The 10,903-nt window shown below is 59.6% G+C and carries 11 protein-coding genes; 1 reads left to right on the top strand and 10 read right to left on the bottom strand.

Annotated elements, in window-relative coordinates:
• The 8 genes from B2P82_RS08105 to B2P82_RS08070 form a co-directional block, all read right to left on the bottom strand.
• Positions 1 to 770, bottom strand: a 770-nt coding sequence (locus tag B2P82_RS08105) for a PEP/pyruvate-binding domain-containing protein (protein ID WP_290496335.1), incomplete at its 3' end; no start/stop codon positions are given.
• Positions 771 to 974: 204 nt separating this feature from the next.
• The gene (glyS, locus tag B2P82_RS08100) at positions 975 to 3,143 is read right to left on the bottom strand and encodes a glycine--tRNA ligase subunit beta (RefSeq protein ID WP_290496333.1); all 2,169 of its coding nucleotides are present in this window, start codon (positions 3,141 to 3,143) and stop codon (positions 975 to 977) included.
• An 85-nt stretch (positions 3,144 to 3,228) separates the two neighbouring features.
• The gene (locus B2P82_RS08095) at positions 3,229 to 5,094 is read right to left on the bottom strand and encodes a caspase family protein (RefSeq protein ID WP_290496332.1); all 1,866 of its coding nucleotides are present in this window, start codon (positions 5,092 to 5,094) and stop codon (positions 3,229 to 3,231) included.
• A gap of 70 nt (positions 5,095 to 5,164) precedes the next feature.
• A complete protein-coding gene (locus tag B2P82_RS08090; RefSeq protein WP_290496330.1) occupies positions 5,165 to 6,061 on the bottom strand; it encodes a glycine--tRNA ligase subunit alpha in 897 nt (298 codons plus the stop codon).
• 72 nt (positions 6,062 to 6,133) lie between these two features.
• The gene (locus tag B2P82_RS08085) at positions 6,134 to 6,271 is read right to left on the bottom strand and encodes a hypothetical protein (RefSeq protein WP_156947859.1); all 138 of its coding nucleotides are present in this window, start codon (positions 6,269 to 6,271) and stop codon (positions 6,134 to 6,136) included.
• A 77-nt stretch (positions 6,272 to 6,348) separates the two neighbouring features.
• Complete coding sequence (locus tag B2P82_RS08080; RefSeq protein ID WP_290496328.1) at positions 6,349 to 6,987, bottom strand: tRNA1(Val) (adenine(37)-N6)-methyltransferase; 639 nt, start codon at positions 6,985 to 6,987, stop codon at positions 6,349 to 6,351.
• A gap of 89 nt (positions 6,988 to 7,076) precedes the next feature.
• Positions 7,077 to 7,283 (bottom strand): putative signal transducing protein, encoded by a 207-nt coding sequence (locus B2P82_RS08075; RefSeq protein WP_290496326.1) that lies wholly within the window; start codon positions 7,281 to 7,283, stop codon positions 7,077 to 7,079.
• Entirely contained in the window at positions 7,280 to 7,768 is a 489-nt protein-coding gene (locus B2P82_RS08070) for a CC0125/CC1285 family lipoprotein (RefSeq protein WP_034814019.1), read from the bottom strand. The genes B2P82_RS08075 and B2P82_RS08070 overlap by 4 nt, the downstream gene beginning before the upstream one ends.
• A 167-nt stretch (positions 7,769 to 7,935) precedes the next feature.
• Here B2P82_RS08070 and B2P82_RS08065 point away from each other — a divergent pair, with 167 nt between their 5' ends.
• The gene (locus B2P82_RS08065) at positions 7,936 to 8,967 is read left to right on the top strand and encodes a polyprenyl synthetase family protein (protein WP_034814020.1); all 1,032 of its coding nucleotides are present in this window, start codon (positions 7,936 to 7,938) and stop codon (positions 8,965 to 8,967) included.
• Here B2P82_RS08065 and B2P82_RS08060 read toward each other — a convergent pair.
• Both B2P82_RS08060 and B2P82_RS08055 read right to left on the bottom strand, forming a co-directional pair.
• Positions 8,961 to 10,022: a glycosyltransferase family 4 protein gene (locus B2P82_RS08060; RefSeq protein ID WP_290496324.1), complete on the bottom strand. Its 1,062-nt coding sequence runs from the start codon at positions 10,020 to 10,022 to the stop codon at positions 8,961 to 8,963. The two genes, B2P82_RS08065 and B2P82_RS08060, sit on opposite strands and share 7 nt — an antisense overlap.
• Positions 10,019 to 10,891: a 4-(cytidine 5'-diphospho)-2-C-methyl-D-erythritol kinase gene (locus B2P82_RS08055; protein WP_290496322.1), complete on the bottom strand. Its 873-nt coding sequence runs from the start codon at positions 10,889 to 10,891 to the stop codon at positions 10,019 to 10,021. Before B2P82_RS08055 ends, B2P82_RS08060 begins: the two co-directional genes overlap by 4 nt.
• Positions 10,892 to 10,903: the final 12 nt, after the last annotated feature.

The raw sequence follows: 10,903 nt of genomic DNA, 5'->3' as shown, positions 1-10,903 counted from the left end.
TTACCGAACACCATGGCCTGCACATTGACCGCCGTGCCCCATTCTTCAGGAATATCGTTCAGCTTGCGATAGGTAATCGCGCGGTCATTCATCCACGAACCGAACACGGCCGTGATGGCACCCCAGAGCTGTTCCTTCGGATCATCCGGGAAAGGGCGACCAAGATTGTACTGAACCGCGTCCTTGTAGAGCGAGATGATCTGCTTCCAGTCATCGGCCGTCATCTCGGTATCGAGATCATAGCCCTGACGGTCTTTGTAATCGTCCAGAATGTGCTCAAACTCGTCATGGCTGATGTTCAACACGACATTGGAATACATCTGGATGAAGCGGCGATAGGAATCATAGGCGAAGCGTTCGCCGGCCTTTTTGGCCAGTCCCGCCGCAGCTGATTCGTTCAGGCCGAGGTTCAGGACCGTGTCCATCATGCCAGGCATAGAAGCGCGCGCGCCTGAGCGTACGGATACGAGCAGTGGATTTTCAGGATCGCCGAAGCCCTTGCCCGTTTCACGCTCGACGGCTGCGAGCGCGGCATCAACTTGCGCTTCCAGAGCTGCCGGATATTGGCGTTCCAATTCATAATATGCAGTACAGACTGCAGTCGTCAGCGTGAATCCCGGTGGCACGGGCAAACCCAACTTCGCCATTTCAGCGAGGTTCGCGCCCTTGCCTCCGAGCAAATTTTTCATTGAGGCGTCGCCGTCTGCGCTCCCGCCTCCAAAAGCATACACCCAGGTTTCGTCTGCTGGCTTCAGTGCTGCTTCACCCATGAATTCTGCCTTCCGATACATATGTCGTGTCCCCCAAGTTAACGGGGGGCGAATTGCAATTCCTATGCTGCATTGCAGCGCCATTGGCCAGTGTCCGAAAGGGCACGCGGGGGGTGACAACGTTGTTCGTGACACATTGGCGCGTTCCCGTGCAGGCAGGCCGTTTCAGTCTGACACAAGGGCACGCGAGCGCCCTGACCTGCATCAGCCATCGATGCGGGAGAAATCCGCTACGCGGTGAAGTGTTCCACGGATTTTGGCGAGCAGTGCCAGACGATTCGCGCGCACGGCAGAATCCTCGTCATTGACCATGACCGCTTCGAAGAAAGCGTCCACCGGACCACGCAATTTGGCAAGTTCGGCCATAGCTGCGGTGAAATCCTCGGACTTCAGCGGATTTTCAATGGCGGCCTCGACATCGGACAGGGCTTTCGCGAGGGCTTTTTCCTCGGCTGGCCCCTTGGCGATGAGGGCGTCATTGACGGAGAGATCAGCAGGCAGATCGCCCTTTTTCTCCTCGGCCTTGAGGATGTTCGCGGCGCGCTTGTAGCCCGCGAGCAGGTTTGCGCCGTCTTCGGTATCCAGGAATGTGCCAAGCGCCTCGACGCGGCGCGTGATGAGCACAAGATCATCCTCACCGAGAGCGAACACGGCGTCGATGAGATCATGACGCTGACCTTCGTCTCGGAGGTGCTGTTTAAGACGGTCTGCGAAGAAGGAAAGGAGGTCGCTAGCTAGGTCTTTGCTATTCTCAATCAGTGTCTGCGGGGAAGAGACAACACCTTTATCTTCATCTGAATACTTTGAGGTGGGATCGTACCCCCATATCCAAAGTCCACTTTCGTCGCGACTGCCCAATCGTTCGCAATGATTCGTAAATTCGGATCTGAATTGGATTCGGTTTTCATTCTCCAAAACAATCCGCACCACGCCGAGTGCAGCGCGGCGGAGCGCGAACGGATCTTTCGATCCCGTCGGCTTTTCATTGATCGCCCAGAATCCAACCAGCGTATCCAGCTTGTCGGCGAGCGCGACGGCGATGCCCACCGGGGCGGTGGGCACGGAGTCGCTCGGGCCTTGCGGCTTGTAATGATCGCGGATGGCATCGGCGACGGCCGCCGGTTCGCCAGCCTCCAGCGCATAATACCGCCCCATCACGCCCTGCAATTCCGGGAATTCGCCAACCATTTCCGACACGAGGTCGGCCTTAGCGAGACGCGCGGCGCGTTCGGCAAGGCCCGGATCGGCGCCAACTTTGGGGGCGAGTTCGTAGGCGAGCGCGGCGACGCGCTCCACCTTGTCACCAAGGCTACCAAGCTCGGCCTTGAAGGCGATGGTCGAGAGCTTCTCGGCCATGTCTTCCAGGGGCGTCGCCTTGTCCTTCTCCCAGAAGAACCGGCCATCATCGAGGCGCGCCGACAGGACGCGCGAATTGCCCTCGGCCAGCTTCTTGCCGCCATCGGTCGCTTCGATATTTGCCACCACAATGAAATTCGGCGCCAGCTTCCCGGTCTTCTTGTCATTCACCGCGAAGTACTTCTGGTGCGTCCGCATGGACAGCTGGATCACTTCCGGCGGCAGCGCCAGGAAGGCTGGGTCCATATCGCCCAGCACAACGACCGGCCATTCGGCAAGGCCAACGACCTCTTCGAGCAGGCCCTTGTCTTCAATCCATTCGAGGCCAGCCTCGGCGCAAACCTTCTCGATGCCGGCGAGGATTACATCGCGCCGCGCATCGCGCGTCAGCTTCACATGGCCAGCGCCGCTGAGCTGACTCTCATAGTCCTTGCGAGAGGTAATCTTGAACGGCCCACGGCCATGCACGCGGTGGCCTTCGGTCTCGTCGCCACTGGAAATGCCATCCACTTCAAATGGCACCACTTTTCCGTCCAGCACACAGACAATCCGTTGCAACGGGCGCACCCAGCGCAGATCACCCGTGCCCCAGCGCATGCTCTTGGGCCAATGGAAACCGCGAACCATGGCAGGCACAGCTTCGGCAATGATGTCGGTCGCATCGCGGCCCGGCGTTTCGATCACAGCAACGTAGAAGTCGCCCTTCTTCGGATCGGAGCGCACTTCGGCCTGACTGATGTCACTCAGCCCCGCGCCACGCAGGAAGCCCTCGACCGCCTTGTCCGGCGCGCCGACCTTCGGACCTTTGCGCTCTTCCTTCACATCCGCAGAGCGCTCTGTCAGGCCATCCATGACCACCGTCAGGCGACGTGGGCCAGAGGCCGTTTCCAGATTCGACCAGCTCAGCCCCGCCTCGCCCAGCGCCTTTTCCAGTGCAGTACCGAGATCACTCTCAGCCTTCGCCTGCATGCGCGCGGGGATTTCCTCTGAAAAGAGTTCGAGAATCAGGTCTGCCATGAAGGGGTCCAGCCAGTAGTTACAAGCCTGCACGGCATACTAGCGCGGGCGGCAGGGTCAAGCACCGGACGTGCAGATGGGGCGCTTAGTCAGCCCCAAAAGTGAGCTGCCAGAGTTGCAATGCGCCGCCCTTCATGGACACGACCAGCTTCTTGCCATCCGGCGCAAACTCAATCCAGTTGGCGCCGGACATGCTCAGATCCTGCACCCCGGCAAGTAAGGCTCCGGTCTCGGCATCCCAGATCTTGCCGGACAAATCCATCGCACTGGTCGCCACGAACTCGCCGTCTGCACTGAAAGCGGCATTCCACAGCGGAGCATCATGGCCGGTCAGTTCGAGAACTTCACCGTCCGCGCTCCATATACGAGCCGCCTTGTCCGTTGAGGCGACAAGAATGCGGTCTCCATCTTGGCTGAACGTGGCGTAAGTAGCCGGAACTTCTCCGGATTCGACCATGCGGAGCTGCTCGCCCGTCTCCGCATCCCAGACGCGGACCGTACCATCATTCGACGCTGTGACGATCCGGCTTGCATCAAAATTGAACCGTGCGGAACGGACTGCGCCGGAGTGCCCTGTCAGGCGCAACACCTCCTCGCCCGTTCGGGCGTCCCAGATACGTGCGGTTTCGTCATATGAGGCCGTAACCACCCGGTCCCCGAAGGGGCTGTATTCAGCGTAGGAAACAACGCCCAGATGTCCATCAAGCACCAGCCGCGCCTCCTGGCCCAGCGAGCTCCAGATGCGCGCCGTGCCGTCTTCGGACGCCGTGATGAGGCGCTCTTCACTTGGGCTGAACCGCACAGTCAGGACCGGCGCGGTATGGCCTTTCAGCTCGGTCGACTGGCCATAAAGGCTTGGCGTCATGCCGACGATCCAGAGACGCGCCGTGTGATCGGCTGATGCACTTGCCACGTAGCGTCCGCTCAGGCTGTAGTCTACGCCATAGACTTCGTCCGTGTGGCCGTCCAGGTTTCCGAACCAGGATACAGATTTCAGCTGCAACCGCGTTCGGGCACAGGGCGGATTAGCGAGGTTCCGGCGCGCCACCTCGGCGAACTTCCCGTCGGGATATTGCTCCAGATGGCGGGCGTATTTGGTGCAAGGATCGACGGTTGTATAGCCCACGCTGGAGATTTCGACCCAATCCATCGTCTCCTGGTCCAGCACCGTCTTCAGGCGGCACTCCCCGGAAAAACAATAGTCGAGCGAAACGTCCGAATAGATTGCGGGGCGCTGCTCATGATTTATGGAGGAGGCCAGCATCGCGACCTCGCTGCGAGTTTCGTCCACGCTGCGCAACAAGGGATTGGCCGGATCGCTGAGGCGCGGCAACAGGCTGCGCGTGAAGACCGAATACGGGGACTCATCCTCCGGCCCCAGCCGGTCGAGCGCCTTCTGGCGGGTGCCTGCCGCATAGACCACGAGTGTGCCCGGCACGATCTCCAGCCGCGACAGTCCGCGCGTCACGCTGCGGGTTCCTGTATCGAAGGGATTGTCCCGGCAAGCATCCACGATGGCAAACAACAGGCCCGGTTTGCGCGCCTTGATCTCTGCGAGCACGTCAGTCGATAGCGACACAGTCTGGCGGCGCAGCGCGAATTCAGACGATTCCAGCGGCGCATCGGTCATCGCCAGAAAATTGTCGGCGCCATCCGACCAGCCGTGTCCGGAAAAGATGAAAGCGACTTCGTCGCCGGGCTCAATGGATTGGAGAAAGCCGTCCAGCGCCTCGAGAAAGTCAATCGTACCAGGGTCGATCAGGCGCGTGACTTCAAAGCCCAGCTCGCCCCCAAACGCTTCGGAATAGCCCGTGGCGTCTCCGGTCGTCTTTTGCAGGTCTGGCAATTGCTCATAGTCGCCGACACCGACGATCAGGGCACGTTTGGTCTTCGCGTCCGCGCCAAGCACGAGACAAAGACCGACAAGGCAAACGAGTATCCAACGTAACATGACGCGTCCTCCCACACCGGAAGAGACTATCCCCATGAAGCCGAATGACCAAATCAGTCAGAGGTTAAATCTAGGTGGAAACGTCTTCCTGCTCGGCCCATTGCGCAGCGGCGCCGCGGGCGAGGTCTCGGACGCGGGCGATATATGCCTGACGCTCGGTCGGGCTGATGGCGCCGCGTGCGTCGATCAGGTTGAACGTGTGCGAGGCTTTGAGGGCGTAATCATAAGCTGGCAAAGGCTTGCCTGCATCGCGCAGGGCATTCGACTGGTTCTCGCAATCGGCAAACCAGCGCTTCAGCATCTCGACATCGGAATGCTCGAAATTGAACGCTGATTGTTGTTTCTCGTTTTCGAGGAACACGTCGCCATAGGAGAGCGGCACTGCGCTGTCCGGATCGTTGAAGGGCAGATCATAGACATTGTCGACGCCGAACACATACATGGCGAGGCGTTCGAGCCCGTAGGTCAATTCACCAGAAACCGGAAATACATCCAGTCCGCCAACCTGCTGGAAATAGGTGTACTGGCTGACTTCCATCCCATCGCACCAGACTTCCCAGCCAAGGCCCCAGGCGCCGACAGTCGGGTTCTCCCAGTCGTCTTCGACGAAGCGAATATCGTGAACAGTCGGGTCGATGCCAATGGCGTAGAGACTTTCCAGATAGAGGTCCTGCAAATCGTCGGGATTAGGCTTCAGGATGACCTGGAACTGGTAATAATGGCCGAGCCGGTTGGGATTTTCCCCATAACGCGCATCCTTCGGCCGCCGCGAGGGCTGGACATAGGCAGCACGCCAGTTCTTTGGCCCCAATGCCCGCAGCACAGTCGCCGGGTGCAAGGTGCCGGCGCCGACTTCCATGTCATAGGGCTGCAGGATCGCGCAGCCCTTATCGGCCCAATAGGCCTGAAGTGTCAGGATGAGGTCCTGAAAGGATTTCGGTTTGGCGTGCGCTTTGGGTGCGGTCATGGGGCAGATCCGAATATCGATTGGGTGTCGGGTTACAGCCGTGCGCAGGGCGAAGCAAGCACGGGAATGCGATCAGAATGACCCACGAGATTCATCATGATCATTTGACCCTGCCCCGCGCCCGGTGACCATGCGGTAAAACCCGCCATGCCCCAGCAAGGCCAGGACCAGACCAATGAACAGAAAGCCGAAGAACAACAGGCCGAACATGGCCAACTCCTTTTTCTATGCCCTTACCTCAATTCAGACCCTAGCCTGCAAATGTGGCAATTCCCAGAAAATCTGGATTACCAGTCGATCGCCCTGCCATGACGGATCGCATCCAGCGCTTCGCTGGCCTCACCGTCGGCGGTGTGAGTGACGACGGGCGCGAGCAAACGCACCTCTCCCCGTCTCAATCCCTTGCGTCCCCGCACCAAAACCCGGCGCGCATCTTCGCCATGTTTCGGCGCGATGGGCAGAACGGTAATCTCTCCCGTCAGGCGATCCAGCACAGCGAGAATTCGGGCAAGTTCGGCAGCGCGATGAATTATCACAATGGGCGCACGCGGCTTGGCCGCAAACGCCATCGCCTTGATCCAACCATCGAGGCTGAGGGATTCGAGATATGCTCCAGCTTTCTCCGCTCCCGGTGCGGAGATCCTTCCTGGCTCGAAATATGGCGGGTTTGCAAAAACCAGATCGAACCGATTTTCCTTGTCGCGTACCCATTCGGCGGCATTGCCAGTCTCGACACTCACTCGGTCTTTGAAATTGTTTGACGAGACAGATTGCCGTGCGAGGTCAGTCATGACCGCATCAATATCCACGCCTGTCACCTGCATCTGCGACAATCGAAATGCGGCCGTCATCAGCGCCCCACCGCATCCACAGCCTATTTCTAGGGCCGCGCCGCCGGACTTTTCGGGAAGGGCCGCGGCCAGCATCAGCGAGTCTGTGCTGGCTCTGAAGCCCTTTTCAGGTTGGAACAGGGTGACCCGCCCTTGGTAAAGGGTATCTTCTGTGATCTGCCCCACTAGCCGCGTTCGACTTCGGCCAAGGCTGCCTCGGCAGCAGGCAACAATTCCTCCGGCACCATCACGCGCCTCGGAAACGCGCCGATATTGCCCTCGACAGCGGAGATATGCTGATCAACGATGAAATATTCGATGCCCGCCTCCCGCAGCAGGTGCTCAATATAGCTCAGCTTGACGACGTCATTGGTGCGAAAGACTTCCTTCATTCGGTCGCCGAACCGCGCAGATTGATGTCCACAGAGCGGGCATCATAGACACTCGGCCGATCAGGTTTGTCGCCTTTGCCGGTGACGATTTCGAGGACTTCGGTAACCGACCCGCTATTGCCACCCCCTAGCGGAATGCCGATCCCTACGCCGACCCCGACGCTGCTGTGGCCGCGAGAGCCCGACGAACCGCCAATGGAGACGCTGGAACCACCGCTACGGCTGTCTTCACTACGTTCGGCAAAGCTGCTGGTTATCTCAAACCAGTCAGAGCCCTCCAGAAGCGTCAGTTCAGCTGCACGCAGCAAGGCCCGGTCACGCGCCTTCGACGGACTGGAGTCGGTGTAGGAGACCTGGTATCGGCCCGTTTCGATCTGCTGGCTGGAATAGCCCATCGCTCCGGACTTGGATGCGGGCCCGTAGGCCGCGTTCGACGTACATGCAGCGAGCAGGCCAGCGGCGAGCAGAATTGCATATGGCTTCATGTGGGAACCCTTCCTTGTTGGAATATTCTCAACGGCCCAATTGCCTGAATGTTTCGCACACACGGCGAGGATTCGCCACAACACTTCGCTGTGAGATGCGTCGGGGTGCCACGTCGCGCTTGATGCGAACCCATCCTACGACTATTTCCCATTTCGTCAGAGAAATGATGGGAGCCAGTGAAAACGTGACCCTTGCGCCAAAACCAAGAGGCAAAGAGGCAGTCGGTTCCATTGTGGATCGGATGCAAACGCTCGTGGCCAAGGACCTCGGTGAGGTCGAGACCTTGCTGGCGACCCGCGCAGCAAGCCCGATATCGGTCATTCCGGATCTGTCCGGTTACATTGTGTCGGCGGGCGGCAAGCGCCTGCGACCATTGATAACCCTCATTTCTGCACATGCCGTGGGCACGCCGAACAAGGCAACACATGCTCTTGCAGCGGCCGTGGAGTTCATCCACACCGCCACGCTGTTGCACGATGACGTGGTGGACGAAAGCGATCTGCGACGCGGGAAACCTGCTGCCAAGGCAATTTGGGGCAACAAGGCCTCCATCCTGGTGGGGGACTTCCTGTTTGCGCGCGCGTTCAACCTGCTGGTTGAAACCAACAGTCTCGAAATCCTGAACCGGCTCGCCACAGCATCCACGGTGATTGCCGAAGGCGAAGTTCGCCAGTTGGCCGCGATGCAGGCCCGGGATCTGCCAACCGAAGACTATCTGGCAATTATTGAAGCGAAGACCGGCGCGCTGTTCGAGGCCGCTGCCGAGACCGGCGCCATGTCGGTCGGTAGTGATGATCACGCTCATGCGCTTGCCACATACGGCAAGAATCTTGGTCTCGCCTTCCAGATCATCGATGACGTGCTGGACTATGGTGGCACCACGTCGGTAATTGGCAAATCAGTTGGCGATGACTTCCGCGAATGCAAAATTACACTGCCCGTCATCGTCGCGAAGCGACGCGGCTCAGATGAAGACCGTCTGTTCTGGGACCGAGCCATGAATTCCGAAACGCAGCAGGACGCCGATCTGGCTCACGCTGTTCATCTGATCCGGGCCACTGGGGCTGCAGACGCCACCGTTCAGGAGGCCGAGGCCTATGCTGCGCTGGCCAAGGGCGCGCTGAGAACGCTCGAAGAGTCCCCCTATCGCAGCGCACTCGAAGATCTGGCCGATTTCTGCGTAAGCCGGGCCTACTGAGTCCGCGAGCGTTCGAGCCACCAAAAGACTGATCCGATAGCGGCAAGGGCAACCAGTGCCGTCAATTGCAGAACCGGGAAATCATCGGCCTGGTCAGTGGACTCTGCTGCGCCAAACATGGTGACCACACCCATCACCGCGCAAATCAGTGTCATACTCCACCAGAAGGTCGCGACACTGAGGTGGCCCCAACCGCGGGCAATCAGCCGCTGATAGGCGTGATCGGTGTGCGCCTGAAGAAGATTGCGCCCCTTGAATGTGCGCCACGCTAGCGTCAGCAAGACGTCAATCAGAAACGGCAGGGCAAGCGTGAGCGCCAGAAGCGCGGCGCGAACGCCGTCCATGCCGTCGCCAAGGTGGTAGACGGCCATCAAGCCAAACAGTCCCCCGGCGCCTAGAGATCCACAGTCTCCGGCATACAGCCCCCCTCGCAAGTTCCACACAAGAAAGCCGAGCACAGCTCCGAACATGGCGAACTGGGCGATTACGGCAAATTCCCCGATCGGGTCGGGTACACAGCTACCAAAGCACAGCATCAGCACGGCAAAGAGCGGGAACAAAGCCACATGCATGATCGCAATCGATCCCAGCGCCAGGCCGTTGGCGCCGTCCATGAAATTGACCGCATTCGTAATCACGATCAGCCAGACAATGACCGCAATACCAAGGAGCCATCCACCTGCCCCGCCCGACATGAAGAATGGTATGGCCGCAATGACAGCCCAACCGCACAGCAGCGCGAGCTTCAACAAGGCTGACAGGCCGAGCCAGTCATCGAGGAAGCCGATTGCCCAGGGCGTGACGGCTAGCGCAACTGCAAACAAAATCCTGCCCATGGGCATCTGAGCCAATGACGAGGGTTCCGCCATGACCGCGAACGCACCCAGTGTAATCAGGATCGCGCCGAAGATACCGATCCCGCCCGTGCGAGGCACAGGCGCTGCCTGCTGTTTACGGCCACCATCCGGAGCATCGAGCAGCGGCAAATGACGCGCCAGGGTGCACAGGACGAAAGAAATCAACGCCGCTCCGGCAACGAGGTAGAAAATCGTCATCGCGCGTCCCCCAAGCTTGTGGCACGAATCCACCACTTGGGATGGGCGCGCTCAAGATCCCTTGCCGCAGACTGTGCGTCGTCATCGGTTGCAAACAGCGCGAAACAGGTTGCGCCCGATCCACTCATTCTTACGAGACGACTTCCCGGCACCACATTGAGGACGTCAAGCACCTCCCCGATAGCTGGTACAAGGCGCACCGCTGGGGATTGAAGATCGTTACGTTGGTGCGCCAGCCATGCGATCAACTCTTCCGGCGAACGCATTTCAGGCACGGCTTCGAGGGCGCTGAAAGCACTTATGCCCCCTTCTGCGTCAAAGGCCCGGAAAACCGGCCCGGTCGGGCAATCGACCGCTGGATTCACCAGAACAGCTGGCAATCGAGGGAGGTTCTTTTGCGGGCGAACTTGTTCGCCTTCGCCCTGCATCAACGCCGTCCGCCCTTCCAGCGCAACAGGCACATCGCCGCCCAGCGGCACCGCGACCTGTCGGACAAGATCGCGCTCCAATGACCACAATTTCTGAAGAACGCGCAACGTCGCGCCGGCATCCGCCGAACCGCCGCCAATTCCCGCTGCCACGGGAAGATGCTTGTCAAGCGTCAGCGCAGCACCGTGCGATCTGCCCTCGGCCACGCACAGAGCTTGCGCTGCGCTCAGGACGAGATTGTCACCACCGACTTCCAGGCCGCTGGATCGTGGCCCCGCGACACTGAGGGTCAGAGTATCTGCGGACTCAGCAGATACCCGGTCGGCCGCTTCCGGCCCTGCGAACATGACGAGCGAATCGAGCGGATGACGGCCGTTTTTTTGTACGGTTCCGACATGCAGGAACAGGTTTACCTTGGCGGGCGCGAGAGATGTCGGCATGTCAGACTGCCA

This window comes from Hyphomonas sp. UBA4494, from assembly GCF_002388935.1.
Classification (GTDB): domain Bacteria; phylum Pseudomonadota; class Alphaproteobacteria; order Caulobacterales; family Hyphomonadaceae; genus Hyphomonas.
The sequence above is the reverse complement of the archived record's forward strand: the minus strand, read 5'-3'. Positions and strand labels throughout refer to the sequence as shown.

What these genes read in the sequence shown, in the direction of transcription:
- B2P82_RS08095 (WP_290496332.1), bottom strand. Translation starts at nt 5,094, where the DNA reads ATGTTACGTTGGATACTCGTTTGCCTTGTCGGTCTTTGTCTCGTGCTT.
- B2P82_RS08060 (WP_290496324.1), bottom strand. Translation starts at nt 10,022, where the DNA reads ATGACGATTTTCTACCTCGTTGCCGGAGCGGCGTTGATTTCTTTCGTC.
- B2P82_RS08080 (WP_290496328.1), bottom strand. Translation starts at nt 6,987, where the DNA reads ATGCTGGCCGCGGCCCTTCCCGAAAAGTCCGGCGGCGCGGCCCTAGAA.
- B2P82_RS08075 (WP_290496326.1), bottom strand. Translation starts at nt 7,283, where the DNA reads ATGAAGGAAGTCTTTCGCACCAATGACGTCGTCAAGCTGAGCTATATT.
- B2P82_RS08055 (WP_290496322.1), bottom strand. Translation starts at nt 10,891, where the DNA reads ATGCCGACATCTCTCGCGCCCGCCAAGGTAAACCTGTTCCTGCATGTC.
- glyS (WP_290496333.1), bottom strand. Translation starts at nt 3,143, where the DNA reads ATGGCAGACCTGATTCTCGAACTCTTTTCAGAGGAAATCCCCGCGCGC.
- B2P82_RS08090 (WP_290496330.1), bottom strand. Translation starts at nt 6,061, where the DNA reads ATGACCGCACCCAAAGCGCACGCCAAACCGAAATCCTTTCAGGACCTC.
- B2P82_RS08070 (WP_034814019.1), bottom strand. Translation starts at nt 7,768, where the DNA reads ATGAAGCCATATGCAATTCTGCTCGCCGCTGGCCTGCTCGCTGCATGT.
- B2P82_RS08065 (WP_034814020.1), top strand. Translation starts at nt 7,936, where the DNA reads ATGGGAGCCAGTGAAAACGTGACCCTTGCGCCAAAACCAAGAGGCAAA.
- B2P82_RS08085 (WP_156947859.1), bottom strand. Translation starts at nt 6,271, where the DNA reads ATGTTCGGCCTGTTGTTCTTCGGCTTTCTGTTCATTGGTCTGGTCCTG.